Below are 26,423 nucleotides of genomic sequence, written 5' to 3' on the forward strand. Positions count from 1 at the left end.
ACAGGAGCCCCGTGTCCCGCCGCATCGCCCCGAAGCTTCCGCCCTGGCTCGCGCACGCCCTGCGTGCCCAGCGGGGGCCGGTGCCCTGGAACGCGGTGACGCGGGGGGCCCTGTCCGCCGGGCCCGTCCTGCTCGTGGCCGTGCGGACCGGTCTCACCTCCCTCGGAGTCGTCGCCGCCATCGCCGCGATGCTCGCCGGGATCAACGACCGGCCCGGGAGCCGGCGCCTCTCGGTCGAGCGGATCGGAGCGCCCGCCCTGGCCGGTGCGACCGGTCTCGTGGTCGGGACGTACACCGGGCAGGAGACCGGGGCGGTCGTCCTCACCGTCGTGCTCACCGTGGTCGGGCTCGTCGCCGGGGGGATGAGCGCCGTCGGGCCCGTCGCGTCCGCCGCCGGAACGCAGTTGCTGGTCGGCGCGGCGATCGGGGCCGGAATGCCCCTGCCGGAGCCCGGATGGGAGAGGGCGCTCGCCTTCCTCGTCGGCGCGGGGTGGCTGCTCGTGCTGCGGCTCGCCCTGCCCACGCCCGGCTCCCTCGCGGGTGACTTCCGGTTCGACGGGGAGCGGCAGGCCGTGTCCGGTGTGTACGAGGCCGTCGCCGAGCTGCTCGACGCCGTCGGCGGGCCGGACGCCATCCACCGCCGTGCCGCGCTCACCGCCGCCCTCGACCACGCCCAGGACGCCCTCGCCGGGCCCCGGCTGCGGAGGCACGCCTCCTCCTCCGCCGAGCGGCGGCTGCACGCGCAGTACGCCGCGGCACTGCCCCTCGCGGAGGCCGCCACCGCCCTCGCATGGGCCGGGGAGGCCGTCGCCGAACGGGCCTCCGAAGGCCCCCGGCGGCTCGCCGCCGCCGTGCGCGGCAACACCCACACCGGGCCGCTGCCGGCACCCTCCCGTTCGGCGCCCGCCCTGCGCGCCCTGGACGACGCCCTCCTGCACGCCGCCGAGGCGTTCGACCAGGGCCGGGGCGGTGATCTGCACACCCGGTCCCGCAGCGTCCGGGACCGGCTGCGCACCGTCTTCGGCAGTGCCGGACGCGAGTACGGGCTGCGCGTCGCCCTCTGCTTCGGCGCCGGCTCGGCGGTCGCCCAGGCGCTGCACAGAGGCCAGTGGTACGGGCAGCACGAGCACTGGTACTGGCTGCCCGCCACGGCCGTCTTCCTGGTCAAGCCCGACCTCGGTCCGCTCGCCTCGCGCGTGCTGAACCGGGCCGCCGGGACCGTCCTCGGGGCGTTGCTCTTCGCGGCGTTCGCCGCCGTCCTGCCCCACCCCGAAGGGCTCATCGCACTCGTCGCCCTCAGCGGAGCGCTGATACCCGTGGCCACCCGGCACTTCGCCGCCCAGACCGTCGTCGTCACCGTCCTGGTCCTCGCGCTCGTCATGGTCGGCGGCGAGCCCCAGGCCTCCGCCGGCCGGATCGGCGAGACGTTGCTGGCCTGCGCGATCGTGCTGATCGTCGGGCACCTGCCGATGCCCGGCCAGCGCGGCGGGGGAGTGCGCGCCCGGCTCGTGACGGCGAACGAGGCCGCGTACGCCTACCTCACGCACGTGCTCGACGAGGCCGACGCCCCGCGCATCGGGACCTCCGGCACTCCCTCCGACCACCGCGCCACCCGCTGGACCCTGCGCCGCGAGGCCTACCGCACCCTGGCCGAGGCCCGGTCGGCCATCTCCCGCGCCGCCCACGAACTGCCCGCCCTCGCCCGGCACACCGAGGGCGCGGACGAGGTCGCCGACCTCCTCGAACGCCTCGTCGACACCACGACCGCCTGCGCCGTGCACCTCGACGACACGGGCCGGATCGGGTCCCGCCATCGGGAGCGCCTCACGGCCGTCCTCGCCGAACTCGCCGGACGAGGGGAACGCGTGGGCCTACGGCCGCCCCGGACACCCCTCGCCGGCTAGCACGCCCGGTACGTCACCGGCCGGCACGCCCGCTACGTCAACGGTGCTCAGCCGCGCATCCGCACCCACACGGGAGCGTGGTCCGATCCGGGCTCGCCCCGCCGCTCCACCGGGTCCGGGCCGACCGACGGCAGGCTGGGCGGGCCCTCGCCCGGCAGCCCCGTGCCCGCCGCCGTCGCCCGGCGCACCATGCGGTGGCTCAGCAGGACGTGGTCGATCAGCTCGCGCCGCCCGGAGTTCACCCGGGACCAGCGCTGCCCGGGCGGGATGAGCGGGGCCACGTCCCACAGCCGTGTGGCGTCGCCCCGGTCGGGCCGGTCGTAGCCCGGTGTGCCGAGCTCGGAGCCGGGCGGGCCGAGCAGGATCTGGGTGGTCGCCGCCTGCACCTCGTCGTTCAGGTCGCCCAGCACCGCCACGTCCCGCTCCTGCCCGGCCCCGGCCAGCAGCTGGTCGGCGAGCGAGCGCAAGGCCGTCGCCTCGGCGGCCCGCCGGTACAGGGCGTAGGCACCGTAGCGGGCACGTTCCCCTTCGTCGCGAGGCTGGAAGCGGCCGTTCGGGTACGACAGCAGCTTGGACTTCAGATGGCAGACGGCCACCCGCAGCGGCCCTTCCCCGCCCTCGACCTCGACCGCCAGGACGCCCCGCCCCGCCTCCCCCGCCGTCAGCCCCGAGTCGTCCGCCTGCACGGGACGCAGCTCTCCCGGGAACGCCCGCGTGTCGGCCACCACCGTCATGGCGGCGCGGCTGAGGAACCCGACCCTTATGCCCCGGCTGTCCGCGTGCTCGGACAGGGCGACATGCCAGTCGTCGTCGAGCATCCCGGCCAGATCCTTCAGGGCCTCCGGGTCCCCGACCTCCTGCACGCCGAGCAGGACCGGATCGAGTTCCGTGATCACGGCGGCGAGCGCGGCGAGCTTCGCCTCGTAAGCCGCCTGGTCCCGCGGGCCGTACGGGCCGCCGGGCCGGTAGAGGTTCTCCAGATTCCAGGTGCCGAGGAGCATGCCGGGCTCCTTTCAGAAGCCGACAGTCGGGGTGGTCAGGCCAGAGTGCGCGCCGGGCCCGCCCCGCGACAGAGCCGTGACGGGATGTGCGGTTCGGCTCATGCCGCCCCACGACGCCGTCGTACGTCGGCTTGGTGACACCTTCTGCCGCGGACGGTCCCGCCGAGCTCATCATCAGCGCACGTACCGTCCTCGTGCACGACGATCAAGAGCGGATCGGGTCCACGGAGGACGCCGCGATCGTCGTGCGGAACGGCGTCGTCGAGGCGGTCACGATCGGGACCGGGAACTGCTGACGATCGATGTGCCGGAGTGGTGGGGGCACTGGAGGAGCGCCTGCCCCCTCGTCGACCGCGGCCACGGCCGGCGCGTCCAGCGCTACGACGCCTGACGGGCCCGCGAACACCCCGGGAAGCCGCCACCCGCGCGGGACGCGCTCAACGCCGAGCGACCGGGAAGTGAGGGCGTGCGTGATCACGACGAGTGCGACGACTGATGCGGAAAGTGAACACATGCGCCAAGAGGCTGAGAGGTTGGTCACACTAAGCGGTGAACGCGTGTCAAGTACGTCTCAGAACCGTCACTTCGCGAGCCGTTCACCCCATGGTTGGCGTTTAACTCTACGAGTACAGCGCTACATGGAGGTGCAGGGTGAACGGGCGAACGGTGCTCGAGCGCTTTCCCGCCGGTGGGCCACGCGGCTCCTGGCCTGCGGAGGAATTCGCGCAGGCGCGGCGCAGCGAGGGCCTGCCCGCCGAGGTCGTCATGGACCTCGCCACGGACATGTTCCTGGTGATCGTGCGCAGCGGGGACGCGGCCGACGCCACGGCCTGACGCCTGCCGTCAGCCCGCCTTCGGCGCCGGCACCTTCCCGACCGGCGCGGGTGACGAGGCGAACTGCTCCGCCTGGAGCGCGTACAGCTCGGCGTAGAGCCCGCCCGTCGCCAGCAGTTCGTCCGGCGTCCCCGACTCCACGAGCCGGCCCTGGTCCAGGACGTGCACCAGATCCGCGTGCCGCACGGACGCCAGCCGATGCGTGATCAGTACGACCGTCTGGCCGCTGTCGGCCAGGGCGCGGATCCTCTCGAAGACCTCCAGCTCGGCCCGGGCGTCCAGGGCCGCCGTCGGCTCGTCCACGATCAGGATGCGGCCCCTGCGATAGGCCGCCCGGGCGATGCCGAGCCGCTGCCACTGGCCGCCCGACAGCTCGTGCCCACCGCTGAAGTTGCGGGCGAGCAGCGTGTCCAGCCCGCGCGGCAGGTCCGCGACCACCGCCTCCGCCCCGGCTTCGGCGACCGACGCGGCCAGCCGGTCCTCGCACACGGGCACCGACGTCCGTCCCAGGGCGACGTTCACCCGGGCCGTGAACGGCCAGCGCTTGAAATCCTGGGCCACCATCGCGATCCGTTCGGCCAGCAGGTGCCGGTCCGCGGTCGACGCGTCCACGCCGTCCCACAGGATGCGCCCCCGCTCGGGCGTGTAGAGCCCGGCGAGCAGCTTGACGAGGGTGGTCTTGCCGGAGCCGTTCTCGCCGACCAGGGCCACGATCCGGCCCAGCGGCAGGCTGAGGGTCACGTCGTCGAGGGCGGGGCGGGCGGACTCGCCCGGGTAGCGGAAGGTGACGTTCTCGAAGCGGATCTCACGCGGATCGTCCGGCAGTTGTGTGCCGCCCGCCGGGATCGCCCACTGGTCCGCCTCGGTGTACAGCCGGTGCAGATCGCCGACGAAGAGCGCCTCCTCGTGCAGCGCGTTGACCTCCACCACCAGCGTGTCGAGGCTCTGCGAGCCGGTCCGGATCGCGATCACGGCCGTACCCGCCACCGACAGGGCCATCGCGCCCGCCAGCAGCAGCCCGCCCAGCGTCGCGTACGTCGCAACCGTCGCCAGGCCCGTCCACGCCGCCGCGATCAGGCCGGTGCGCGCGGCGAGCCTCGCCAGGCGGGCCTGCTCGGCCTCGGCCGTCTCCGACATCGCGCGGAAGTGCCGCAACAGGAAGGAGCCCACCCCGTGCACCCGGATCTCGGGGGCCGCCTCGGGCTCGATCAGCAGGCTGCCGAGCAGCCGGCCCGCGCGGGCGTGCTGTACCCAGGCGTGGAAGGACTCGTAGCGGCGCCGGGCGACGGTCAGCGCGCTCCAGGCGCTCGGCAGGGTCATGGTGACCAGCAGCGGCAGCAGGGCGGGATGCAGCACGGTCAGCACACCCGCCGCCGCGACGAGCGAGATCATGGCGTTGATCACGCGCGTTCCGTAGGAGATCATCCGGCGCGCGGAGGCGGCGCCGTACTGCGCGGTGTCCAGCAGTTTGTGGAAGGCGTGGTCCTCGATCGCGGCCAGCTCCACGGCCGCGGCCCGCTCCAGGTACTGCTCGGTCGCCACCCGCTCGACCTTGGGCTCCAGCCGGCCGGTGGCATAGGTGCTCGCGGCCCGCAGCAGGGCCGCGAGGAACATCACGACGGCCACCGTGACCAGGGCGGGAACGGCTCCGCGCAGCCGGGCGTCGATCGGACCGCCGCCCATCAGCCGGGCCAGCACGCTGTTCACCGCGAGCAGGCTCACCGCCTGCGCCACGCCCCGGCCCGCCTCGGCGGCCAGCACGATCCGCGCGGCGCCCCGGTCGGCCTGCCGGGCGAGCCGGAGGCTGGCCGACAGCAGGGACGGCAACCGGGTGATCATGGCGCGGAAGTTCAGCTCCAGGAACGCGTCGGCGTGGCTGTTCCAGCCCATGTCGTAGCGCAGCGGCCCGCCGAAGAGCAGCCGCTCCGACTCGGACACCTCCGGCGCGGTCCGCTTCTTCCCCACAGTCGACCGACCTCCCACGCTCGGGCCCGCTCCTGAACGAACGGCCACTATCGCGGGGCTGACACCGCCCAGGGCAGGGCGTGGCCCGGGGCGCCGGATGCGCGCGGGCGCACGTCCAGGCCCGGAGGAGGTGCGGGGCGGCGCGGGGGTGAGAGGTGGTGGGGGGAGGGGTGCATGCGCCGTGGGGAGGGGAGCGGCCGCAAGGAGGGGGCGCCGGCGGCGCGGAGGCCGGTCGCGTGGGGCCAGAGGTGTGCGGGGGGGGCGGACCCTTCTACGCGCTGACCGGACGGGACCAGGACGGTGCCGTACCCGTCGCGCGGCACAGTGCCAGGTAGAGGGGTATCGGGGGGGTGTAAGGAAGGGTGCCGTCCGGGCGGTGGATCAGGTCGGGGACCTCCGACAGGTCCGGGACGGCCGCGCCGGTGACGTACCGCGTCGGGGCGGGCCACTCCAGGGCGTGGTCGGAGTCGGACGGCACCAGCCACCACCAGTGCGTCTCGTCGGCGTAGACGCAGCCCACGCGGGGCAGTCGCGGCATGACCAGCGGGCCGAGGGCGGCGGAGACGGCGACCGCGTCACAGCCCAGCGGGGCCGTCATGCCGTCGGGCACGGGCAGCCGCAGGGTTGGACCGGGGGCCCGCAACTCGCGGCGGACGCGCAGCAGCGTGTCCAGGTTCAGCATGCGGCCTCCCGATGCGGGGCTCATGCGTGCCCCCGCCCGCTGCGGCTCTTCTGCGGCGGGACCTCCGGGGCTCCGCGCGTGTGGCGGGCCTCCTGACGGGTTCCGTCTCCTTCGTCCGGGTCATCGGACGGGCCGCGCTTCGGGCGGGTGCCCCAGCCCAGGTCGGCACAGGGTTCGGCCGGGTCGCTCGGGATGTCCGCCGTGCGTGGCAGCTCGGCCCAGACCAGCAGCCCGGGGCCGTTCTCATGGGCGCCCCAGGAATGACAGAGGGCGTCGACGAGGAGCAGTCCCCTCCCGTGCTCCTCCTCGGGCCGTGTCCGGCCGGCGGCGTGAGGCTGGCCCGGGGCGCAGCCTTCATCGCGCACGGCTATCCGCACCAGGTCGTCACCGTCGTGCAGCTCGCACACTATGTGAGTGCTCGCCGTGTGCACGATGGCGTTGGTGACCAGTTCGGAAACCACCAGGGCCGCGCTGTCGCACGTGTCCTCGCACACCGACCAGCCCGTCAGCCGGGCTCGGGTCAGGCGTCTGGCCTGCGCGGGAGAACCCGGATGTGCGGCCAGCTCGAAACGGAACCGGCGCTCGGCAGCGGTCCCGAGGGGGACCACTTCCGTGGCGGCGCCAAGCCCGGGAGGGCCTGCGGCGGCGTCTGTTCCTAAGGGCGCGGACGGAATCACGCTTGCCACTATCGCCGCGCCGTGAACACTTGGCAAGTGTCACTCTGAAAATTGCAGAGTGCTGTGTGACGGTCTGGAAGGCCGTGGCACACTGCTCGCAACAGCACCCCGCGCGGCGCCAGTTGAGATCATCGAAGATCCGTTCGAAATCATTGTTCGAATCAGCTCTTCGAAAGGTCCTCGAATGGCGCCGCCGGGCTGTCAGCGTTTTGTGTGACCGGCTCGTCAGAACTCTTCCTGGAGGTGGAGCGTGAGTGAACCGCGGTCCGCGCCCACGGTCGGTCAGGTCGTTCTCGGCCGACGCCTGTTGGACCTGAGGGAACGCGCCGGAATGAAGCGCGAGGAGGCCGCGCGCATCCTCCGCGTCGCCCCCGCCACGGTCCGCCGTATGGAAATGGCCGAGGTCGCGCTCAAAATCCCGTACCTGCAACTGCTCCTCAAGGCATACGGAATCTCCGACGAGGAGGCCGAGGCCTTCGTCCTGCTGGCCGAGGAGGCCAACCGGCCCGGTTGGTGGCAGCGTTTCCACGACATCCTGCCCGGCTGGTTCTCGATGTACGTGAGCCTTGAGGGCGCGGCCGGCGTCATCCGCAGTTACGAGCCACACTTCGTCCCCGGGCTGCTGCAGACCGAGGACTACGCGCGCGGGGTGCTCCGGTCGGGCGCCATCGGCCAGACCCGGCCCGACGACATCGAGCGCCATGTCGCCCTGCGCATGCAGCGCCAGGACCTGCTCACCCGCGAGGACGCACCCCGGCTGTGGGTCGTGATGGACGAGACCGCGCTGCGGCGCCCGGTCGGCGGCCCGGAAGTGATGCGGGCCCAGATCGACAAGCTGCTCGACGCCACGAAGCTGCCCAACGTGACGCTGCAGATCGCCCCGTTCGCCAATGGGCCGCACCCGGGCACGTACGGGCCGTTCGTGCTGTTCCGATTCGCCATGCCCGAACTGCCGGACATGGTCTACAGCGAGTACCTGACCGGCGCGGTCTATCTCGACGCGCGCACCGAGGTGGCGACCCACCTCGAGGTCATGGACCGCATGGCGGCGCAGGCCGCTACGGCACATCGCACGAAGGAGATCCTCCGGGACCTCCGCAAGGAGTTCTGAATGGACCGCATCAAGCCGCGCAAACACGTCTACAACGGCATGCCCGCGCGCGACTTGGGCAGCGAAGGCTGGCACAAGCCGTGGAGCGGCGGGAACGGAGGCAACTGCCTGGAGGCGATGAAACTCGCCGACGGCCGGATCGCCCTCCGTCAGTCCACCGACCCGGACGGGCCGGCGCTGATCTACACCACCGACGAGATGACGGCCTTCATCGAGGGGGCGAAGTCGGGGGAGGCGGACTTCCTGCTGTCCTGATGCGTACGTGCCGCCTTTTGTCATCAACTTTCCTACGCTGGTGCTGAATTGACCGCCCCTTGCGCCTTACGGAGTGCCTCATGACCGGGCAGGACCCCACGTCGGCCGTCCAGATCGACACGACCAGACCCCATCCCGCGCGGATGTACGACTGGTACCTCGGCGGCAAGGACAACTACCCGGTCGACGAGGAGATGGGCCGGCAGATGCTCACCCTCGACCCCAGGGTGCCGGTGATGGCCCGGGTCAACCGCGCCTTCATGCACCGCGCCACGCGCTGGCTGGCCCGCAACGGCGTACGGCAGTTCCTGGACATCGGCACCGGCATCCCCACCGAGCCCAACCTCCACCAGGTCGCCCAGGAAACGGCACCCCGCGCCCGGGTCGTCTACTGCGACAACGACCCCATCGTCCTGGCCCACGCGGCGGCCCTGCTGCGCGGCACGGACGAGGGCGCGACCGAGTACCTCCAGGCCGACGTGCGCGACCCGGACGCCATCCTGGAGGGCGCGAGGAAGGTCCTGGACTTCAGCCGGCCCGTCGCGCTGTCGCTCGTCGCCCTGCTGCACTTCGTCTCCGACGAGGACGGCGCCCACGACCTGGTCCGCCGGCTGCTCGCCGAACTGCCCTCCGGCAGCTACCTGGTGATGACCCACGCCACCGCCGACTTCACCCCGGAGGAGTCGAAGGCGGCCACCGAGAAGCTGCGCGCCGCCGGCGTCACCCTGGCCCTGCGCTCCCGCGAGGAGTTCACCCGCTTCTTCGACGGCCTCGACCTCGTCGAGCCCGGCGTCGAGGTGCCCCACCGCTGGCACCCCGAGCTGGGCGAGCCCGTGCCCGGGCAGGACGACGGGGTGATCCCGGGCTACGGGGCGGTCGGACGCAAGGGCTAAGCGCTTCCGGGGCTTCCAGCGTTCCGCTCCGGGCCGGTCACGGCGGCGGCAGCACACCGCACAGCGCCTCCAGGGCCGGCCCGTAGGCGTGTTCGGAGGGGGTCGCGTATCCCACGACGAGCCCGTCGCCCACCGGCATGCCGGTCTCCGGGTGCCGGAACGCCGCGAGGCCGTCGAGGGCGATGCCCTGCCAGGCCGCGGCCTTGACCGCGGACGCCTCGGTGCCGGGCGGCAGCCGCAGCACCGCGTGCAGCCCGGCCGCGATGCCGGTGGCCTCGATGTGCGGCGCGCGCTCGGCGAGCGCCGCGACGAGCCGGTCCCGGCGGCCGCGGTACCGCTGCCGCATCCGCCGCACGTGCCGGTCGTACGCCCCCGAGGCGATGAAGTCCGCCAGGCTCAGCTGGTCGAGGACGCTCGCCCACGCCTCGCGCTCGCCTTTGGCGTCCAGCACGGCGCCGACGTACCGCTCCGGGAGCACCATCCAGCCCAGCCGCACCGCCGGCGACAGGCTCTTGCTCACCGAGCCGATGTGGATCACGTGCTCGGGGTCGAGCCCCTGGACCGCGCCGACCGGCTTGCGGTCGTAGCGGAACTCCCCGTCGTAGTCGTCCTCCAGGACCAGCCCGTCACGCGCGCGTGCCCAGTCGATCACGGCGGCCCGTCGCGCGGGGTGCAGCGGGCCGCCGGTCGGGAACTGGTGCGCCGGCGTGAGCAGTACGGCCCGCTCACGCCCCAACCGGTCGACCTGCGCGCCGTCTTCGTCGAGGGGGAGCGGCACGGTCCGCACTCCGGCCGCGGCCAGGACCTCCCGGTGGAACCCGAGTCCGTACGCCTCCACCGCGAGGGGCCCGCGCAGGACGCCGCCGCCGAACAGCAGCCGCAGCGCGTGCGCGAAACCGGAGCAGACCACGATCCGGCCCGGCGCGGTCCGCACCCCCCGGGCGCGTGCCAGGTACTCCGTGAGCGCCTCCCGCAGTTCCGGCCGCCCCGCGGGATCGCCCGGGCCGAACACCTCGTGGGGCGCCTGCTGGAGGGCCCGCCGGTAGGAGGTCAGCCAGGCGGTGCGCGGGAAGGCCGAGGCGTCCGGCGTGCCCTGCGTCAGGTCGTGCCGGGGACCACGCGCGCGTGCAGGCGCCTTCTTCGGCACACGGGCGGCGGGCCGCAGCGGCTCGGCCCGCTCCGCGACCCGGGTGCCCGAGCCCTGCCGGGCGGTGAGCCAGCCCTCCGCCACGAGCTCCGCGTACGCGTCCGCCACCGTGTTGCGGGCGACACCGAGGTCCGCCGCGAGCGAGCGGTACGGCGGCAGCCGCGTGCCCGGGGCGAGCCGCCCGCCGCGGACGGCCTCGCGCAGTGCCCGGATCAGCGCCGCCCGGCGGCCGCCCGGCCCGGTCAGCTCCAGATGCAGGTCGGACCCGATGCGCTCGGCCGTATTGACCCACGAATCCATCATGGAAATGCACCCTACAGCGGGTCTTTCCGGCTCGTAGGTTGGCGGGCATGACGACGAACACGAGCACGAAGAGCGCCCTCGGGACGGCGAACCGGCTGGACTTCGGCGCGTCCGCCCCGAAGGCCTTCCGGGCCCTCATCGCCTTCGACGCCGCCGCTCGCGAGAACCTCGACCCGGCCTTGGTCGAACTGATCCAGATCCGTTCCTCGCACCTCAACCACTGCGCGTACTGCCTCCACATGCACACCAACGACGCCCGAAAGGCCGGTGAGAGCGAGGACCGGCTGCACATGGTCGCCGTGTGGCGCGAGGCCCGTCACTTCTTCTCCGAGCGGGAGCAGGCGGCCCTCGCCCTGACGGACGCACTGACGCTCGTCGCCGACGCCGGCGTCCCGGAGGGCGTCTACGCGGAGGCCGCCGCGCGGTTCGACGAGCGGGAACTGGCCCAGGTCATCGCCCTGATCTGCACGATCAACACATGGAACCGGGTGGCGCTGTCGACGGGGAAGGTCGCGGGGACGGACGAGCGGTGATTGTCCGGTGGGTGGGCGAGGGGCGTCCATGGCGCGGGCGGTGATCGTCCGGCGGGCAGTCGGTGAGCGTCCATTCGGCGGGTGGGGACCGTCCGGCGGGCAGTCGGTGAGCGTTCGCCCGGCGGGTGGTGACCGTCCGTCGGGCGGGGCGGCGGACTACACCGCCATGGGCCGGTCGTACGGCCCGATCGGCGCCGGCAGCCTCGAACTGCCCGTCAGATGACGGTCGACGGCGGCCGCCACCGCACGCCCCTCGGCGATCGCCCACACGATGAGCGACTGCCCCCGCGCCGCGTCGCCCGCGGCGAACACCCCGGGCACGTTCGTGGCGAACCCGGAGTCCCGCGCGATCGTCCCGCGGGGCTCCATCTCCAGCCCCAGCTGGTCGACGAGCCCGTCCTCCCGGTCGGGCCCGGAGAAGCCGAGGGCGAGCAGCACGAGGTCGGCGGGGAGCGTCCGCCCGGTGCCCTCCAACGGGCGGCGCCGCGCGTCCACCTCGACCAGGTGCAGCGACCGCACATGCCCCTGCGCGTCGCCGTCGAAGCGCAGCGTGGACGCCGCGAACAGCCGTGCGTCCGCGTTCGCCACCGGGGCGGTCCGCAGGTCACGGGCCTCCTCATGAGCGGCGGACAGCCGGTAGACCCGCATCGGGTACGTCGGCCAGGGCTCGGTCTCCTCGTCGCGCTCCGCGCCCGGCAGCGCGTAGATGTCCAGCTGGGTCACGGACGCCGCACCCTCCCGGACCGCGGTGCCCAGACAGTCCGCCCCGGTGTCGCCGCCACCGACGATGACCACGTGCCTCCCCGCGGCCGACAGCGGGGACGTCTCCAGATCACCCTCGCGCACCCGGTTGGCCAGCGGCAGGTACTCCATCGCCTGGTGGATCCCCGTCAGCTCCCGCCCGGGCACCGGGAGTTCACGCCATGCGGTCGCCCCTGTGGCGAGCACCACGGCGTCATAGCGCGTGCGCAGCTCCTCGGCCCCGAGATCCCGCCCGACCGCCGTCGACGTCCGGAACTTCGTCCCCTCGGCCCGCATCTGCTCCAGCCGCCATTCCAGATGGTGCTTCTCCATCTTGAACGCCGGGATGCCGTACCGCATCAGCCCGCCGAGCCGGTCGTCCCTCTCGTACACGGCGACCGTGTGCCCGGCCCGCGTCAGCTGCTGGGCCGCGGCCAGCCCGGTCGGGCCCGAGCCGATCACCGCGACCGTCCTGCCGGACAGCCGCTCCGGCGGCCTCGGCGGCGCGAAGCCCTCCTCCCGGGCCCGGTCCGCGATGGCACATTCGACGTTCTTGATCGTGACGGCCGGCTGGTTGATCGCCAGCACACACCCCGCCTCGCACGGAGCCGGGCACAACCGGCCGGTGAACTCCGGGAAGTTGTTCGTCGCGTGCAGCCGGTCGGAGGCCGCCCGCCAGTCCTCCCGGGAGACCAGGTCGTTCCATTCGGGGATCAGATTTCCCAGCGGGCAGGCGTCGTGGCAGAAGGGGATGCCGCAGTCCATGCAGCGGTCGGCCTGCTCGCTGATGATGGGCAGCAGAGCCCCGGGGACATAGACTTCGTCCCAGTCCTGCGCCCGTTCCTCGACCGGCCTGCGCGGCCAGTCCTGGCGGGGCGTGGTCATGAAACCCTTGGGATCGGCCATGGCCGTCTTCCTTGCGTGCGCGGGTGACGGGCCGTACGGCGTCGGGCGGCACACTTCTCACTCGTCGTGCGGCACTCCTTTCGCCACGATACGTCCGCCTCCAGGCCCGTGCCTGTCGCCGGGTGGCACCGATTCGGTGAGCCGCCGGCGTCAGGTGAGCGCCAGCACGTAGGCCAGTGCCGCACCGGCCGAGGCGGCCGTGCGGACGTGGTTCCACAGCGTCCACTCCCGCAGGTACGCCGGCCAGTACGCCGCCGCCTGAGGTGTGTCCGGCTCCAGCCCGGCCAGCGCGTCGTTGCGCGGCACGTTCGCGACCATGGTCAGCCCGAACGACCCGAACAGGTACAGGGCGCTGCCCACCAGCAGCTCCACCGTCCCCTCGCCCGGCCACAGCACGAACGTCACCACGGCGATCACCGCGCACAGCGCGGCCGAGCCGAGGAACACGATCATGAAGGGCAGAGTCACCGCCGCCGCGTTGATCGCGTTCATCGCGGCGACCCCCTGCGCGGACGGCAGCATGCCGAGGCCCCGCATCACGAAGGTCGAGAACCCGCAGAACACCCCGGCCACGAGGCCGGTCCCGAGTACCCCCAGCACCGTCAGCACGAAGTACGGTCCGTCGATCATGTCCCTCTCCCGCCCGTCGAGCCGGGATCCTGCCCGGCACTCTTCCTCACCACAAGTGAAATCCCGTACGAGCACAGTGACCATGGCCGAGCGGCGCGGGGCCATACGCGCACGTCCACGGCCCGCCGGACCGGCCTCACCGCACGGGCCGCCGGACGGTCCTCGCCTCACCGCCCGCCGGGCGGCCCTCCTCTCACGGCCCCGTGAACGGCCGGGGCCGAGGCGCGGCGATTCTGCGCGCCGGGAGCTTCACATCACGCCGTGGAGCCGAGTCCCTCCCCGGCCCACTCCCGCAGCACCGTCGCCACCGCCGCCGCGATCCGCCGCCGCGCCTCGTGCCGCGGCACGCCGCTCATCAGCAGCCGGTCGTAGGGCGTGTCCAGATGCCGTACGGACGCCACGACCGCCGAGGTCACCGCACCCTCGGTGAGCGCACGCCCCGCCGCGCTGCGGCCCACCCGCCCGCTGCCCCGCTCCGAGGCGTGCAGGGCGATGGCCCGCGCCCGATCGGCCGGGCACCCCGGAAAGAGCCGGCGTATCTCCGTCGCGAACGCCTGGGCGAACAGGGCGTCCTGGGCTGCCCGCCGCCGCGCGTCCCGCACCCGGCGCCGCCGTCTCGCCTCGGCGTCCGCGAGGCACCGCTGCTCGGCCCGCGCGAGCGCCGCCTCCTCGACCAGAACGCCCTGCCGCTCGTACCGGCCCTTGCGCCGGTTGAACCGCACGACCACCGCCGACAGCGCGCTCTCCTCCCGCGATCGGCGGGTCAGCGCGGTGTCGCCGCTCGGCAGAAACTCCAGGTGCCCGAGGTCGGCGCAGTCCAGGCAGCGAGGGGCGCCGTCCTCCAGGACCAGCAGCGGTAGTGGCCCCCGCCGGCACTCGGCGCAGTACCGCCGCTTGAGGGGCTGGAAGACGAGGAGTCCGGTGCGGGGCGGGAGCGAGGCGCGGGGGACCATACGTGTTTCATTCCCCGTGACGGCAGCCCGAACTGCGCACTTCAGGACGGACCCAGGCGATCCGGCCGTTGCTTCGTCGAGGCGCCGGCCGGCGGGACGCCCCCTGCCCCGGCCTGACGCATCATGGGCCGTGTGCGACTCGAAGCGATCACCTGGGAACGGCTCGGCGACCTGCTCGCCGAGCGCCTGCTCGACCTGAAGCCCGCCGACGGCAGCCCCTGGCCACGCATCGCCTTCGACGGCCCCCCGGCCGCCCACCCGGGAGACCTCGCCCGCCGCGTCTCCGAGGCGCTGCGCATACGCGGCCGCTCCTCCCTCGTCGTGGGCACCGAGGGCTTTCTGCGCCCCGCCTCCGTACGGCTGGAGTACGGCCACCAGGACGTCGAGGCCTATTACAGCGGCTGGTACGACACGGGCGCCCTGTGGCGCGAGGTGTTCGGCCCGCTCGAAGCCGACGGCGACGGCCGCGTCCTGCCCGACCTGTGGGACCCGGCCGCCGACCGCGCCACGCGCAGCCCCTACGTCGGAGTCCCGCCCGGCGGTGTCCTGCTGATGCACGGGCCCTTCCTCCTCCGGCACTGGTTCCCCTTCGATCTGAGCGTCCACGTCCTCCTCTCCCCGGGCGCCCTGCGCCGCCGCACCCCCGAGGCCGAGCACTGGACCCTCCCCGCCTTCCAGCGCTACGAGCACGAGACGGACCCGGTGGAGACGGCGGACGTCCTGGTACGGGCCGACGACCCGCGTCACCCGGCGTGGAACGGCTGAGGCGCAGCCGGTGTTCGGTGACGTCCCGCGTCCGGTGGCGACCGGTGTCCGGTGCCGAGCCGTGGGGCGTCGCCTTCCGTGTGCGGGCATCCCGCTGCGCGGCGAGAATGAAGGGCGCCGGGACTCGCGGTGCGTCCCGCTCCGCGCCGGCCATCCGGCACCGGGAGGTACTCCATGACCACCGCCGGAGACATCATGCACCGCGGCGCCCAGTGGATCCCCGCTCACGAGACACTCGACCGCGCCGCCCAGCTCATGCGCGAACTCAATGTCGGCGCCCTGCCGATCAGCGACGAGAACGAACGGCTCTGCGGCATCCTCACCGACCGCGACATCGTCGTCGGCTGCGTCGCCATGGGCCACGACCCCGCCAGGATCACCGCGGGCGAGATGGCCAAGGGCACGCCCCGCTGGATCGACGCGGACGCCGATGTCGGCGAGGTGCTGCACGAGATGCAGGAGCACCAGATCCGCCGGTTGCCCGTCATCCGGGACAAGCGCCTGGTCGGCATGATCAGCGAAGCCGATCTGGCCCGGCACCTCGCGAAGGATCAGATCGCCTCCTGGGCCGAGAGCGTCTACGCCACGACCGCCATGCACTGATCGCCTGGACCACCCCCGCAGGCACTCGCCCGCGCCGTTCGAGCCCTCTCAGGCCACGGCCGGTGTCAGAGCCAGCCGCTGCGCCGGAACCCCCGGTACAGGGCCAGGCACGCGAGGGATATCACGCCGATGACCATGCCGTAGCCGTATCGCCAGTGCAGCTCCGGCATGTGGTCGAAGTTCATGCCGTAGACCCCGCAGACCATCGTCGGCACCGCGACGATCGCGGCCCACGCCGTGATCTTTCGCATGTCCTCGTTCTGCGCGACCGTGACCTGCGCGAGGTGCGCCTGGAGGATGGAGTTGAGCAGTTCGTCGAAGGCGGCGATCTGCTCCTTCGCCCGCAGCAGATGGTCGGACACGTCGCGGAAGTACGCCTGTATCTCCGGATCGACCGCCCGGATCGGCCGGGTGGCGAGATCCTCCAGCGGCCGGCTGAGCGGCACCACCGCCCGCTTCAGCTCCAGCAGTTCACGCTTGAGCTGGTAGATGCGCCCCGGGTCGGTGCGCGCACCGGCCTCGGAGAACACGTCCGTCTCGACCTGGTCGATGTCCGCCTGCACCGAGTCCGTGACCGTCAGGTAGTCGTCCACCACATGGTCCGCGAGCGCGTGCAGCACCGCCGACGGGCCCTTGGCGAGCTGGCCGGGATCGGACTCCAGCTCTTCACGCAGCGGGCCCAGCGAGCCGTGCCGGCCGTGCCGCACCGTGATCACGAAGTCCGCGCCGACGAACACCATGATCTCGCCGGTGTTCACCACCTCGCTGGTGGCCGTCAGCTCCTCGTGTTCGACGTAGCAGACCGTCTTGAACACCGCGAAGAGCGTCTCGCCGTAGCGTTCCAGCTTGGGCCGCTGGTGGGCCTCGATCGCGTCCTCGACGGCCAGCGGATGCAGGTCGAAGAGCTCGGCGATGCCCGCGAACTCCAGGTCCGTGGGCTCGTGCAGACCGAGCCAGACGAAGCCCTCCCGGTTCTTGCGCACCCGCTCCACGGTGTCCACCAGATCGCCGCGCGCGGAGGTGCGGACGCCGTCCCGGTACGTCACGCAGTTCACCACCGAGGAGCCCAGCGGGGACCGGGCCGGGTGACTCAGATCGACGCGCGGACGTCGTCTGGCCAGCCGAGCCACCTTGCGAAGGCCACCGACCCCGCCGAGGCTCGTCACCTTCCGCAGATTCCCTGCCATGGACATCGGCTCTCCTTGCGTGGAACTTCTCGCGCCGTTCCTGCGCCTTGGCGCGCCAGTCTGCCAGGCCCGCGTGAGCTGCGGGTAAGCCTGTGGGCAAGGTCCGTTCCGCTTCGTTCCCGCCTGTGGACGAACGTGACGCAGGCGCCGCGGCCCTGCCGTATGGACGCATGTCCTGACCGGATGGTTCTCGTGCGGACGCCTCGAGGGTTCCCCGCCACGAAAGCATCCGACGCGGTGCTCCGTGCCGGAGCGTCGACGAGTAAGAGCAAGTCGGGCAAATGGGATGATCGTCGTATGACGCGAACCGACGGGTACCTCCTGGCCAACCGGCAGACCGAGGCGGCGGAGCACTTCAGTGCCTTCGCCGCCCTTTTCGACCCCACGACGTTCCGGCACCTCGAAGCGCTCGGCATCGGATCCGGCTGGCGGTGCTGGGAGGTCGGCGCCGACACCTCAGTGGTGTCCTGGATGGCCAAGAAGGTCGGCCCGACGGGACGCGTCGTCGCGACCCACACCGACAAGTCTCGGCTCGCCTCCGCCGCCCGGCCACCGGTCGAGGTGCGGCTCCACGACCTCGGCGCGCAGGAGCCGCCGGGGGAGGACTTCGACCTGGTGCACGCCCGTCTCGCCCTCGTCCACGTGGCCGACCGGGAAGGGGCGTTGCGGTCCATGGCGGCGGCACTGCGCCCCGGCGGGCGCCTCCTGGTCGAGGACACCGACCCCGCGCTGCAGCCCCTTCTCTGCCCCGATGAGTACGGCCCCGAGCAGCAGCTCGCGAACCGGCTGCGGCAGGGTTTCCGCCGACTGCTCGCCGACCGCGGGACCGATCTGCCCTGCGGCCGCACCCTGCCGCGGCTGCTCCGCAACGCCGGACTGACCCGGGTCCATGCCGATGCCTACTTCCCCCTCGCCTCGCCGGCCTGCGCGGCCCTGGAGTCCGTCACGATCCGCCAGATCCGCGACCAGCTCGTCACCGCCGGCCTCGCCACGGACCAGGACATCGACCGGCACTTGGACAACGTCACGTCCGGGGCGCTCGATCTGACGACGGCACCGATGATCTCGGCCTGGGGGCGTAAGCAGTAGCGGGACCGGGTGGGGGTGTAGGCAGTAGCGGGTGCGGGTGCGGGTGCGGGTGCGGGGGCGGGTGCGGGTGGGGGCGTCAGCCCGGCACGGGCGGTCTGCCGCCCACCTGTTCCACCGCTCGCGCGCCCGCCCGGCAGCCCTCCGCGGCCGCGTCCTCCGGCCCGGCACCCGCGAGCAGGGCGGCGAGGAACGCGCCGGTGAAGGCGTCACCCGCCCCCGTGGTGTCCCGTGGTGTCGCGGGTACGGCCGGGACGCGGGCGCTCACCTTCCCCGAGCGGGCCACGAGTGCCCCCTCGTGGCCCTGCTTGGCGACGACCAGCGGCACCCGCAGGCTCAGCTCGGCCGCCGCCTCGGCCGCGTCCGCCAGCCCCGTCAGCAGGCACGCCTCGTCCCGGCTGGGAAGCAGCACGTCCACGCCCCCGACCAGCTCGAGGAACCGCTTGGCGCCCAGCTCCGCCAGGAAGCCGGCCGAAGCCGGGTCCAGGCTCACCGGCACGCCCCGCGCGCGTGCGGCGCCGAGGGCCACCGTCACCAGGGCCCGGCTCGGATCGGAGAACAGCAGGTAGCCCGAGAGGTGCAGCCGGGCCACGCCGTCGAGCAGCGCGTCCGACCAGTCGGCGGGGCCGAGCCGCACCGACGCGCCGCTGTCGGTGAGGAACGTCCGCTCCGCTGATGCGCCCCCGTCGACCATGCAGATCACCGTGCCGGTCGGCGCCAGCGGGTCGACGACGAGCTGCGGACGCACCCCCTGGGCGACCAGCTCCCGCTCGTGCCAGGCCGCCGCGTCCGCCCCGACGCGTCCGAGCAGCCGTACGTCCGCCGCTCCCCGGTGGGCCGCCCAGCACGCCACGTTGGCGCCCGCCCCGCCGGCCACCGTCCGGATCGAGGCAGCCGTGTCCGTACCGGCCGCGAGCGGCCCTCGGTGCCGCGCGACGACATCCGTGATGACATCCCCGACGACCAGCAGCCCCCGGCCCACCTCGGCGCCCGTGCTCCCGGAGCCTGTTCCCCCTTCCTGGCCCTGCAGCCCCCGGCCCACCTCGGCGCCCGAGCCCGTTCCCCCTTCCTGGCCCAGCAGCCCCCGGCCCACCTCGGCGCCCGTGCTCCCGGAGCCTGTTCCCCCTCCCGGCCACGCTCCGCCGCCCGCCGTCATCCCCGGGCCCAGGCCGCCGCGATCCGTGCCGCCAGGCGTACGTTCCCCCGGACCGCCGCCAGGTTGGCGCTCAGGGAGGCGCCGTCCGTGTGCCGCACCAGGTGGTCGAGCAGGAAGGGAGTGACCGCCTGGCCGGTGATGCCCTCTTCCGCGCACGCGCGCAGGGCCTCCGCGAGCACCCGCGCGTGCAGGTCCGGGTCCAGCTGCTCGTCCTCGGGCACGGGGTTGGCGACGATCAGCGCCGAGTCGGGCCCACCGAGCGCGTCCTGGGCCCGCATGACGTCCGCCACCTGCCCCGGTGTCCGAAGCGTCCAGTCCACCGGATGCCCGGAGTCCGAGAGGTAGAAGCCGGGGAACCGGCCGGTGCCGTAACCGGCCACGGCGACCCCCAGCGTCTCCAGCCGCTGCAGGGTCGCGGGCACGTCCAGGATCGACTTCACCCCGGCACACACCACCGTGATCCGCGTGCGCGCCAGCAGCCCCAGGTCGGCCGACTCGTCCTGCGTCGCCGTCCACTCCCGGTGCACTCCGCCGAGCCCACCCGTCGCGAAAACCCGTACGCCCGCCAGCGCCGCCAGCAGCGCCGTCGCCGACACCGTGGTCGCCCCGCTCGCCCCGGACGCGACCGCGAGCGGCAGGTCGCGGTGGCCGAGCTTGCGGATCCCGTCCTCGTTGGCGACCCGTTCCAGCTGCTCCTTGTCCAGGCCCACACACGGGCGCCCGTCCAGCACGGCGATCGTGGCGGGCACCGCGCCCTCCTGCCGCACGGCCGTCTCCAGCTCCAGCGCCACCTGGAGGTTGCGCGGCCGCGGCAGCCCGTGGGCGATGATCGTGGACTCCAGGGCCACGACGGGCCGGCGCGCGTCGATCGCCTCCCGCACTTCTTCGGACACCACCAGCACCACGCGCCTGCCTCCTGTCAGTCGGTCAGTCGTCTTCCCTCATCTCTGGCGGGCGGCGGACCGGGCCAAACCCTTGCGGGCAGCCGGAGTCCTCACGAGCCTGGGTACATGACCGACCACACACCTCGTCTCGACCATGTCGTCCTCTGGGTGCGCGACCCGCTCGCCGCCGCAGACTTCTACGAGAAGGCGGTGGGCCTGGAGGCGGTCCGGCTCGCGGAATTCGCGGCGGGTGAGGCGCCGTTCCCCTCCGTGCGCGTCAGCGGCGAGACCATCCTCGACCTCATGCCGCTGAGCTACGCGGAACGCATGACGATGCTGCCCGGCTCCGCCGACAGCGCGGGGCATCCGGTCAACCACGTCTGCCTGTCGTTGTCCCGCGGCGACTTCGACGCCCTCCTCAGCCGCCTCGAAGAACGCTCCGTGCCGGTGTCGGACCTCGCGCACGGCTCCTTCGGGGCCCAGGGCAAGGCCACCCGCAGCTTCTACTTCCGCGACCCGGACGGCAACGTCTTCGAAGCCCGGCACTACGACTGACCGAGCCCATCGGCCTGCACGGGAACCGCGGCTGTCAGAAGAGCGGCTCGGGAAGCACCCCCTCCAGGGCGAGCAGCCTCCGCTTGGTCTCCAGGCCGCCCCCGAAGCCGCCGATGCCGCCGTCGCTCTCCACCACCCGGTGACAGGGCACCACCACCGGCAGCGGATTGGCGCCCATCGCCATGCCCACGGCCTGGGCGGCGCCGGGCTGACCGACGCGCCCGGCCAGGTCGCCGTATCCGACGACCTGGCCGTACGGCACGCCCGAGGCCAGCTCGCGCAGGACCGCCCGGTTGAAGCCGGAGATCAGCGACCAGTCCAGGGGCAGGTCGAAGTCACGCCGCTCACCCGCGAAGTACGCCTCGAACTGGCGTATCGCCTCGGCCAGCAGCGGCGAGCCGGGCGCCTCGACCGGCTCGGCGCCCAGCCGCGACGCCAGCCGCTCGACGGCCCGGTCCCGCACCGCGTCCGTGGCGTGGAACACGACGTTGACCAGCCCGTCCCGGCTCGCGGCCAGCAGCAACGGTCCGATCCCGCTGTCGACGACCGCCCACACGATGTGCGGCTCGGCCTGCTCTCGGCTGTCCATGCGCCCACACTAGGACCCACCACTGACAGCGACGCCGGGGCGGAAAAGCCGGATCAGCCGCCCACGGCCTCTCGCACCACGTCCGGCCTGTTCGTGATGATCCCGTCGACGCCGTAACCGGCGACCCGCCGGGCCGTCTTCGCGTCGTCGACCGTCCAGGCGAAGACCTTCATCGGCCTGCCGTGCGGTCCGTCGAACGCCTGGACGGAGGACACGTACGCCGGGGAGAGAGAGCTGTAGGAGGGATTGATCTGGTCGGCGAACTCGGCGCAGTCGAGCAGGTCCGGCAACCGGGGCGTCCCCAGGAGGCCGGTCTTCACCCCGGGCTTCAGCTCGTGCACCGTCCGCACGCTGTCCGCGCTGAAACTCTGCACGATCAGCCGGCCCGCCAGGTGCGACCGGTCGAGCCAGCCCTCGTTGCCGAGGACCTTCAACGTCTGCCGCTCGATGCCCGGATACAGCTCCGGATTCTTGATCTCCAGGAGCAGCTTCTGACGATGACTCTCCAGGCGGCGCACGAACTGCTCCAGCGTCGGCACGCGCACGCCCGCGTACGCGGGACCGAACCAGCTGCCCGCGTCCAGACGGGCGATCTCCGCGGCGGTGAAGTCCTCCACCTTCCAGGGGGCCCGGTCGGGGAAGACCTCCTCGGCGTCGGTGGTGCGCCGGAGGTTGTCGTCGTGGATGACGACCAGCTCTCCGTCCCTCGTCCGCTGCACGTCGTTCTCCACCCAGCGGACGCCCAGCTCCGCGGCTCTGTCGACCGAGGCCAGGGTGTTCTCGGGTGCGTACGCGGAGGCCCCCCGGTGCCCGATGACCAGCGGGGACGTGCCACCTCCCGCGGCCTGCGCGGGGGAGACGGGGAACAGGAGAGCGGCGGTCCCCAGGAGTGCGGTGGTCGAGGCGGCAACAGCGCGCGCGTGCATGCGTACTCCTCGCGACGAGCGAACGGCAACATCACAGACAGCACAACTGTGACAGCAGAGGGTCAACACGAGAGGGGCGCAGGATGGCCACACGTTGAACGGAGAAGACCCAACTCCGCTCACTGGTACCGCACAACTGCGGCAAGGCCGTGTTTCTTTGCCGGAAAGTCGTTCGACCATTCCGGTGGGGGTCATACTCTCTGCGTCAACCCTGACCGCTCGTGCGGTCCTGGGGAGGGGGGCGCACATCAAGAATTCCGGGACGTACGAGGGCGGGAAGGGCAGCCGCGCATGCAGGGCACGGTCGACGGATTCAGCTACGGCCTGGTCACACCCCTGGTGGCCTACTTCATGGCCTGCCTCGGCGGCGCGCTGGGCCTGCGGTGCACCACGAGATCCATGCTCGTCGCCCAGTCCTGGCGCCCCGGCTGGCTCGCCCTGGGCTCCGCCGCCATCGGCTCCGGCATATGGACCATGCACTTCGTCGCCATGATGGGGTTCACGGTCCGCGGCACCCCGATCCACTACGACAAGGCGATGACCTTCGCGAGCCTGGCCGTCGCGATCATCATGGTGGGCATCGGGATCTTCATCGTCGGCTACAAGGGCGCGCGCGGTACGGCCCTGTTCACCGGCGGCACCATCACCGGTCTGGGCATCGCGTCGATGCACTACCTGGGCATGGCCAGCATGAGCCTGGACGGAAAGCTGGAGTACAACACCGTCACCGTGGGCATCTCCGTCGCCATCGCCATGGCCGCCGCCACCGCCGCCCTGTGGGCCGCCGGCCAGATCAGGGGCTTCCTGTGGAGCGTGGGCGCCAGCCTCGTCATGGGGCTCGCCGTCAGCGGCATGCACTACACGGGCATGGCCGCCCTCAGCGTCCACCTGCACGGCACGGCCGAGCCCACCACGGGGGACTCGCCCGCGACCCTGCTCGCGCCCATGCTGATCGGCCCGCTCGCCTTCCTGCTCCTCGCGGGGGTGGTGGTGATGTTCGACCCGCTGATGGTCATGGGCAAGCCCACCGTCGTCCCGGCGGAGCACAAACCCGGCATCCCCGCCCACACCCACGTCCGCCACTCCGCTCATCGCCTGCGGTTCCGCCCCCGCCGCACCGTGGAGCACCGGGGCTCCCGCACCCCGCAGAACCGCTGATCAGAGCCCGTTGTCAGTGCGGGGTCGTACGGTGGAACCCATGCGGCCCGTTTCAAAGATCGAACGCACGGTGGCGCCCTTCGAGGTCGTCAGCCCCTACCAGCCGAACGGCGACCAGCCGACAGCCATCGCCGACCTGGCCCGGCGCATCGAGGCGGGCGAGAAGGATGTCGTGCTGCTCGGCGCGACCGGCACCGGCAAGTCCGCCACCACCGCGTGGATGATCGAGAAGCTCCAGCGCCCCACACTCGTGATGGCGCCGAACAAGACGCTGGCCGCCCAGCTGGCGAACGAGTTCCGCGAGCTGCTCCCGAACAACGCGGTCGAGTACTTCGTCTCGTACTACGACTACTACCAGCCCGAGGCCTACGTCCCGCAGTCGGACACCTACATCGAGAAGGACTCCTCGATCAACGAGGAGGTCGAGCGCCTGCGCCACTCCGCGACGAACTCGCTGCTCACCCGCCGTGACGTCGTCGTGGTCGCCTCGGTCTCCTGCATCTACGGCCTGGGTACCCCGCAGGAGTACGTGGACCGCATGGTCCCCCTCAAGGTCGGCGAGGAGATCGACCGCGACGAGCTGCTGCGCCGCTTCGTGGACATCCAGTACACGCGCAACGACATGGCCTTCACCCGCGGCACCTTCCGCGTCCGCGGCGACACCATCGAGATCTTCCCGGTCTACGAGGAGCTGGCCGTCCGCATCGAAATGTTCGGCGACGAGATCGAGGCGCTGTCCACGCTGCACCCGCTCACCGGCGAGATCATCAGCGACGACCAGCATCTCTACGTCTTCCCGGCCTCCCACTACGTCGCAGGTCCCGAGCGCCTGGAGCGGGCCGTCAACGACATCGAGAAGGAGCTGGCCGAGCGCCTGACCGAGCTCGAGAAGCAGGGCAAGCTGCTGGAGGCCCAGCGCCTGCGCATGCGCACCACGTACGACATCGAGATGCTGCGCCAGATCGGCAGCTGCTCCGGCGTGGAGAACTACTCGATGCACTTCGACGGCCGCTCGCCCGGCTCCCCGCCCAACACCCTGCTGGACTACTTCCCGGACGACTTCCTCCTCGTCATCGACGAGTCCCACGTCACCGTCCCGCAGATCGGCGCCATGTACGAGGGCGACGCCTCCCGCAAGCGCACCCTCGTCGACCACGGCTTCCGGCTGCCCTCCGCCCTGGACAACCGCCCCCTGAAGTGGGAGGAGTTCCAGGAGCGCATCGGCCAGACGGTCTACCTGTCGGCCACCCCGGGCACCTACGAGATGTCCCGCTCGGACGGTTTCGTCGAGCAGATCATCCGCCCCACCGGCCTCGTCGACCCGGAAGTCGTCGTCAAGCCCACCGAAGGGCAGATCGACGACCTGGTGCACGAGATCCGGCTGCGCACCGAGAAGGACGAGCGCGTTCTGGTCACCACGCTCACCAAGAAGATGGCCGAGGACCTCACGGACTACTTCCTGGAACTGGGCATCCAGGTGCGCTACCTGCACAGCGACGTCGACACCCTGCGCCGGGTCGAACTGCTGCGTGAACTGCGCGCCGGCGAGTACGACGTGCTGGTCGGCATCAACCTCCTGCGCGAGGGCCTCGACCTGCCCGAGGTGTCCCTGGTGGCGATCCTGGACGCCGACAAGGAGGGCTTCCTCCGCTCCGGCACCTCCCTGATCCAGACCATCGGCCGCGCCGCGCGCAACGTCTCCGGCCAGGTCCACATGTACGCCGACAAGATCACCCCGGCGATGGAGAAGGCCATCGAGGAGACCAACCGGCGCCGCGAGAAGCAGATCGCGTACAACACGGAACGGGGTATCGACCCCCAGCCGCTCCGCAAGAAGATCAACGACATCGTCGCCCAGATCGCCCGCGAGGACATCGACACCGAGCAGCTGCTCGGCTCGGGCTACCGCAAGGCCAAGAAGGACGGTGGGGGCACCAAGGCGCCCGTGCCGTCCCTCGGCAAGGCGGCAGGGAACGCCAAGTCCGCCAAGCGCAGGGGCAAGGCCGAGGAGACCGTGCCGACCGACCGCCCCGCGGCCGAACTGGCCGGGCAGATCGAGGAGCTGACCGCGCGGATGCGGGCCGCCGCCGCGGAGCTCCAGTTCGAGATCGCGGCCCGGCTGCGCGACGAGGTCTCGGAGATGAAGAAGGAACTGCGCCAGATGAAGGAGGCGGGCCTGGCCTGACAGCGTGCCGCGTACGCGCAGTGTTGCAAGACCGACACAAAGTGCGGACCGGGGTACGTCACTGTCAGTGCCCCTGCGTAGGGTTCTGGTCAACCGCGACCACGCGGCAACAGGGGACGTTCGAGAGGGGAATCAGCGCGTGACCGTCAACATGACCAAGGGTCAGGCCATCAGTCTGCAGAAGAACGACGGTGGCAGCCTGACTGCGGTTCGCATGGGTCTCGGCTGGCAGGCGGCTCCCCGGCGCGGCCTGTTCGGCTCGCGCACGCGAGAGATCGACCTCGACGCCTCCGCCGTCCTGTTCGCGGACAAGCAGCCGGTCGACGTCGTCTTCTTCCGCCACCTGGTGAGCGACGACGGCTCGGTGCGCCACACCGGTGACAACCTCGTCGGCGGTGTCGGCCAGGGCGGCGACGACGAGGCGATCCTCGTCGACCTCGCGCGGGTCCCGGTGCACATCGACCAGATCGTCTTCACCGTGAACTCCTTCACGGGCCAGACCTTCCAGGAAGTGCAGAACGCGTTCTGCCGGCTGGTCGACGAGACCAACGGCCAGGAGCTCGCCCGCTACACGCTCGCCGGCGGCGGCCAGTACACGGCCCAGCTCATGGCCAAGGTCCACCGCTCCGGCCAGGGCTGGACGATGACGGCCCTGGGCAACCCGGCCAACGGCCGCACCTTCCAGGACCTGATGCCGGCGATCCTTCCGGTGCTCTGAGCGCACCCGGGCCCCGGAGTCGCGGGCCCGGCGTGCAGCACCCGACTCCACACAACGACACAGGGGGACCAAGGCG

At 72.3% G+C, this 26,423-nt stretch carries 26 protein-coding genes and 1 pseudogene; 14 read left to right on the forward strand and 13 right to left on the reverse strand.

Annotated features, from left to right (window positions below; all coding sequences use genetic code 11):
* Positions 1-11: 11 nt before the first annotated feature.
* Positions 12-1,904 (forward strand): FUSC family protein, encoded by a 1,893-nt coding sequence (locus tag ABTX60_RS02820; protein WP_352095293.1) that lies wholly within the window; start codon positions 12-14, stop codon positions 1,902-1,904.
* Between the two features lie 47 nt (positions 1,905-1,951).
* Here ABTX60_RS02820 and ABTX60_RS02825 read toward each other — a convergent pair whose 3' ends face one another.
* Positions 1,952-2,905 (reverse strand): endonuclease/exonuclease/phosphatase family protein, encoded by a 954-nt coding sequence (locus ABTX60_RS02825; RefSeq protein ID WP_352095294.1) that lies wholly within the window; start codon positions 2,903-2,905, stop codon positions 1,952-1,954.
* A 134-nt stretch (positions 2,906-3,039) separates the two neighbouring features.
* Between ABTX60_RS02825 and ABTX60_RS02830 the strand changes: the two are divergent.
* Positions 3,040-3,180: pseudogene (locus ABTX60_RS02830) on the forward strand (amidohydrolase); the annotation flags it as partial.
* A gap of 376 nt (positions 3,181-3,556) precedes the next feature.
* The gene (locus ABTX60_RS02835; protein WP_053671240.1) at positions 3,557-3,739 is read left to right on the forward strand and encodes a DUF8839 family protein; all 183 of its coding nucleotides are present in this window, start codon (positions 3,557-3,559) and stop codon (positions 3,737-3,739) included.
* 9 nt (positions 3,740-3,748) lie between these two features.
* Here the strand turns inward: ABTX60_RS02835 and ABTX60_RS02840 are convergent, their stop codons facing one another.
* The 3 genes from ABTX60_RS02840 to ABTX60_RS02850 all read right to left on the reverse strand — a co-directional run bounded on the left by ABTX60_RS02840 (position 3,749) and on the right by ABTX60_RS02850 (position 7,072).
* Positions 3,749-5,704, reverse strand: a complete 1,956-nt coding sequence (locus tag ABTX60_RS02840) for an ABC transporter ATP-binding protein (RefSeq protein ID WP_352095295.1) — start codon at positions 5,702-5,704, stop codon at positions 3,749-3,751.
* 271 nt (positions 5,705-5,975) lie between these two features.
* Positions 5,976-6,410: a hypothetical protein gene (locus tag ABTX60_RS02845; protein ID WP_352095296.1), complete on the reverse strand. Its 435-nt coding sequence runs from the start codon at positions 6,408-6,410 to the stop codon at positions 5,976-5,978.
* On the reverse strand, positions 6,407-7,072 hold the full coding sequence (locus ABTX60_RS02850; protein WP_352095297.1) for an ATP-binding protein: 666 nt from the start codon (positions 7,070-7,072) through the stop codon (positions 6,407-6,409). Before ABTX60_RS02850 ends, ABTX60_RS02845 begins: the two co-directional genes overlap by 4 nt.
* A gap of 241 nt (positions 7,073-7,313) precedes the next feature.
* Here ABTX60_RS02850 and ABTX60_RS02855 point away from each other — a divergent pair, with 241 nt between their 5' ends.
* The 3 genes from ABTX60_RS02855 to ABTX60_RS02865 all read left to right on the forward strand — a co-directional run bounded on the left by ABTX60_RS02855 (position 7,314) and on the right by ABTX60_RS02865 (position 9,322).
* A complete protein-coding gene (locus tag ABTX60_RS02855; RefSeq protein ID WP_352095298.1) occupies positions 7,314-8,174 on the forward strand; it encodes a Sco1979 family transcriptional regulator in 861 nt (286 codons plus the stop codon).
* Positions 8,175-8,429 carry a DUF397 domain-containing protein gene (locus ABTX60_RS02860; RefSeq protein WP_033310663.1) on the forward strand — a complete coding sequence of 85 codons (255 nt, stop codon included), beginning with the start codon at positions 8,175-8,177 and terminating at the stop codon, positions 8,427-8,429.
* 80 nt (positions 8,430-8,509) lie between these two features.
* On the forward strand, positions 8,510-9,322 hold the full coding sequence (locus ABTX60_RS02865; protein WP_352095299.1) for an SAM-dependent methyltransferase: 813 nt from the start codon (positions 8,510-8,512) through the stop codon (positions 9,320-9,322).
* Between the two features lie 37 nt (positions 9,323-9,359).
* On the opposite strand, the gene pdxR is transcribed toward ABTX60_RS02865, so the two are convergent.
* Positions 9,360-10,772, reverse strand: coding sequence for a MocR-like pyridoxine biosynthesis transcription factor PdxR (pdxR, locus tag ABTX60_RS02870; RefSeq protein ID WP_352095300.1), 1,413 nt, complete (start codon positions 10,770-10,772; stop codon positions 9,360-9,362).
* A gap of 47 nt (positions 10,773-10,819) precedes the next feature.
* On the opposite strand from pdxR, the gene ABTX60_RS02875 reads away from it, so the two are divergent.
* Positions 10,820-11,305: a carboxymuconolactone decarboxylase family protein gene (locus ABTX60_RS02875; RefSeq protein ID WP_352095301.1), complete on the forward strand. Its 486-nt coding sequence runs from the start codon at positions 10,820-10,822 to the stop codon at positions 11,303-11,305.
* A gap of 156 nt (positions 11,306-11,461) precedes the next feature.
* On the opposite strand, the gene ABTX60_RS02880 is transcribed toward ABTX60_RS02875, so the two are convergent.
* The 3 genes from ABTX60_RS02880 to ABTX60_RS02890 form a co-directional block, all read right to left on the reverse strand.
* On the reverse strand, positions 11,462-12,952 hold the full coding sequence (locus ABTX60_RS02880) for a glutamate synthase subunit beta (RefSeq protein WP_352095302.1): 1,491 nt from the start codon (positions 12,950-12,952) through the stop codon (positions 11,462-11,464).
* 150 nt (positions 12,953-13,102) lie between these two features.
* The gene (locus ABTX60_RS02885) at positions 13,103-13,582 is read right to left on the reverse strand and encodes an anthrone oxygenase family protein (RefSeq protein ID WP_352095303.1); all 480 of its coding nucleotides are present in this window, start codon (positions 13,580-13,582) and stop codon (positions 13,103-13,105) included.
* Positions 13,583-13,836: 254 nt separating this feature from the next.
* A complete protein-coding gene (locus tag ABTX60_RS02890) occupies positions 13,837-14,535 on the reverse strand; it encodes a DUF2293 domain-containing protein (protein ID WP_352095304.1) in 699 nt (232 codons plus the stop codon).
* Positions 14,536-14,658: 123 nt separating this feature from the next.
* On the opposite strand from ABTX60_RS02890, the gene ABTX60_RS02895 reads away from it, so the two are divergent.
* Together ABTX60_RS02895 and ABTX60_RS02900 are read left to right on the forward strand one after the other, a co-directional pair.
* Entirely contained in the window at positions 14,659-15,300 is a 642-nt protein-coding gene (locus tag ABTX60_RS02895) for a nucleoside/nucleotide kinase family protein (protein WP_352095305.1), read from the forward strand.
* A 174-nt stretch (positions 15,301-15,474) separates the two neighbouring features.
* Entirely contained in the window at positions 15,475-15,903 is a 429-nt protein-coding gene (locus tag ABTX60_RS02900; protein ID WP_053671225.1) for a CBS domain-containing protein, read from the forward strand.
* A gap of 65 nt (positions 15,904-15,968) precedes the next feature.
* Here ABTX60_RS02900 and ABTX60_RS02905 read toward each other — a convergent pair whose 3' ends face one another.
* On the reverse strand, positions 15,969-17,096 hold the full coding sequence (locus ABTX60_RS02905; RefSeq protein ID WP_352095306.1) for a magnesium and cobalt transport protein CorA: 1,128 nt from the start codon (positions 17,094-17,096) through the stop codon (positions 15,969-15,971).
* Between the two features lie 291 nt (positions 17,097-17,387).
* Here ABTX60_RS02905 and ABTX60_RS02910 point away from each other — a divergent pair, with 291 nt between their 5' ends.
* On the forward strand, positions 17,388-18,179 hold the full coding sequence (locus ABTX60_RS02910; protein WP_352095307.1) for a methyltransferase domain-containing protein: 792 nt from the start codon (positions 17,388-17,390) through the stop codon (positions 18,177-18,179).
* Between the two features lie 76 nt (positions 18,180-18,255).
* Here the strand turns inward: ABTX60_RS02910 and ABTX60_RS02915 are convergent, their stop codons facing one another.
* Positions 18,256-19,158, reverse strand: a complete 903-nt coding sequence (locus tag ABTX60_RS02915) for a carbohydrate kinase family protein (RefSeq protein ID WP_502992267.1) — start codon at positions 19,156-19,158, stop codon at positions 18,256-18,258.
* Positions 19,159-19,328: 170 nt separating this feature from the next.
* Entirely contained in the window at positions 19,329-20,237 is a 909-nt protein-coding gene (locus ABTX60_RS02920) for a pseudouridine-5'-phosphate glycosidase (RefSeq protein ID WP_352095309.1), read from the reverse strand.
* A gap of 105 nt (positions 20,238-20,342) precedes the next feature.
* Between ABTX60_RS02920 and ABTX60_RS02925 the strand changes: the two genes are divergently transcribed.
* Complete coding sequence (locus tag ABTX60_RS02925) at positions 20,343-20,771, forward strand: VOC family protein (RefSeq protein WP_352095310.1); 429 nt, start codon at positions 20,343-20,345, stop codon at positions 20,769-20,771.
* 34 nt (positions 20,772-20,805) lie between these two features.
* Here the strand turns inward: ABTX60_RS02925 and ABTX60_RS02930 are convergent, their stop codons facing one another.
* Together ABTX60_RS02930 and ABTX60_RS02935 are read right to left on the reverse strand one after the other, a co-directional pair.
* Positions 20,806-21,360, reverse strand: coding sequence for a methylated-DNA--[protein]-cysteine S-methyltransferase (locus ABTX60_RS02930; RefSeq protein ID WP_352095311.1), 555 nt, complete (start codon positions 21,358-21,360; stop codon positions 20,806-20,808).
* 53 nt (positions 21,361-21,413) lie between these two features.
* Complete coding sequence (locus ABTX60_RS02935) at positions 21,414-22,286, reverse strand: glycerophosphodiester phosphodiesterase (RefSeq protein WP_352095312.1); 873 nt, start codon at positions 22,284-22,286, stop codon at positions 21,414-21,416.
* Between the two features lie 291 nt (positions 22,287-22,577).
* On the opposite strand from ABTX60_RS02935, the gene ABTX60_RS02940 reads away from it, so the two are divergent.
* From ABTX60_RS02940 to ABTX60_RS02950, 3 genes are all read left to right on the forward strand, one after another.
* Complete coding sequence (locus ABTX60_RS02940) at positions 22,578-23,444, forward strand: MHYT domain-containing protein (RefSeq protein WP_352095313.1); 867 nt, start codon at positions 22,578-22,580, stop codon at positions 23,442-23,444.
* 40 nt (positions 23,445-23,484) lie between these two features.
* The gene (gene uvrB, locus ABTX60_RS02945; RefSeq protein WP_352095314.1) at positions 23,485-25,629 is read left to right on the forward strand and encodes an excinuclease ABC subunit UvrB; all 2,145 of its coding nucleotides are present in this window, start codon (positions 23,485-23,487) and stop codon (positions 25,627-25,629) included.
* Between the two features lie 139 nt (positions 25,630-25,768).
* A complete protein-coding gene (locus ABTX60_RS02950; protein ID WP_352095315.1) occupies positions 25,769-26,347 on the forward strand; it encodes a TerD family protein in 579 nt (192 codons plus the stop codon).
* The last annotated feature ends 76 nt before the right edge of the window (positions 26,348-26,423 follow it).

The sequence above is a fragment of the Streptomyces sp. NPDC126510 genome (assembly GCF_040302345.1).
GTDB lineage: Bacteria > Actinomycetota > Actinomycetes > Streptomycetales > Streptomycetaceae > Streptomyces.

What these genes read in the sequence shown, in the direction of transcription:
- ABTX60_RS02825 (WP_352095294.1), bottom strand. Translation starts at nt 2,905, where the DNA reads ATGCTCCTCGGCACCTGGAATCTGGAGAACCTCTACCGGCCCGGCGGC.
- ABTX60_RS02845 (WP_352095296.1), bottom strand. Translation starts at nt 6,410, where the DNA reads ATGAGCCCCGCATCGGGAGGCCGCATGCTGAACCTGGACACGCTGCTG.
- ABTX60_RS02860 (WP_033310663.1), top strand. Translation starts at nt 8,175, where the DNA reads ATGGACCGCATCAAGCCGCGCAAACACGTCTACAACGGCATGCCCGCG.
- ABTX60_RS02865 (WP_352095299.1), top strand. Translation starts at nt 8,510, where the DNA reads ATGACCGGGCAGGACCCCACGTCGGCCGTCCAGATCGACACGACCAGA.
- pdxR (WP_352095300.1), bottom strand. Translation starts at nt 10,772, where the DNA reads ATGATGGATTCGTGGGTCAATACGGCCGAGCGCATCGGGTCCGACCTG.
- ABTX60_RS02875 (WP_352095301.1), top strand. Translation starts at nt 10,820, where the DNA reads ATGACGACGAACACGAGCACGAAGAGCGCCCTCGGGACGGCGAACCGG.
- ABTX60_RS02880 (WP_352095302.1), bottom strand. Translation starts at nt 12,952, where the DNA reads ATGGCCGATCCCAAGGGTTTCATGACCACGCCCCGCCAGGACTGGCCG.
- ABTX60_RS02885 (WP_352095303.1), bottom strand. Translation starts at nt 13,582, where the DNA reads ATGATCGACGGACCGTACTTCGTGCTGACGGTGCTGGGGGTACTCGGG.
- ABTX60_RS02890 (WP_352095304.1), bottom strand. Translation starts at nt 14,535, where the DNA reads ATGGTCCCCCGCGCCTCGCTCCCGCCCCGCACCGGACTCCTCGTCTTC.
- ABTX60_RS02895 (WP_352095305.1), top strand. Translation starts at nt 14,659, where the DNA reads ATGGGCCGTGTGCGACTCGAAGCGATCACCTGGGAACGGCTCGGCGAC.
- ABTX60_RS02900 (WP_053671225.1), top strand. Translation starts at nt 15,475, where the DNA reads ATGACCACCGCCGGAGACATCATGCACCGCGGCGCCCAGTGGATCCCC.
- ABTX60_RS02905 (WP_352095306.1), bottom strand. Translation starts at nt 17,096, where the DNA reads ATGTCCATGGCAGGGAATCTGCGGAAGGTGACGAGCCTCGGCGGGGTC.
- ABTX60_RS02910 (WP_352095307.1), top strand. Translation starts at nt 17,388, where the DNA reads ATGACGCGAACCGACGGGTACCTCCTGGCCAACCGGCAGACCGAGGCG.
- ABTX60_RS02925 (WP_352095310.1), top strand. Translation starts at nt 20,343, where the DNA reads ATGACCGACCACACACCTCGTCTCGACCATGTCGTCCTCTGGGTGCGC.
- ABTX60_RS02930 (WP_352095311.1), bottom strand. Translation starts at nt 21,360, where the DNA reads ATGGACAGCCGAGAGCAGGCCGAGCCGCACATCGTGTGGGCGGTCGTC.
- ABTX60_RS02935 (WP_352095312.1), bottom strand. Translation starts at nt 22,286, where the DNA reads ATGCACGCGCGCGCTGTTGCCGCCTCGACCACCGCACTCCTGGGGACC.
- ABTX60_RS02940 (WP_352095313.1), top strand. Translation starts at nt 22,578, where the DNA reads ATGCAGGGCACGGTCGACGGATTCAGCTACGGCCTGGTCACACCCCTG.
- uvrB (WP_352095314.1), top strand. Translation starts at nt 23,485, where the DNA reads ATGCGGCCCGTTTCAAAGATCGAACGCACGGTGGCGCCCTTCGAGGTC.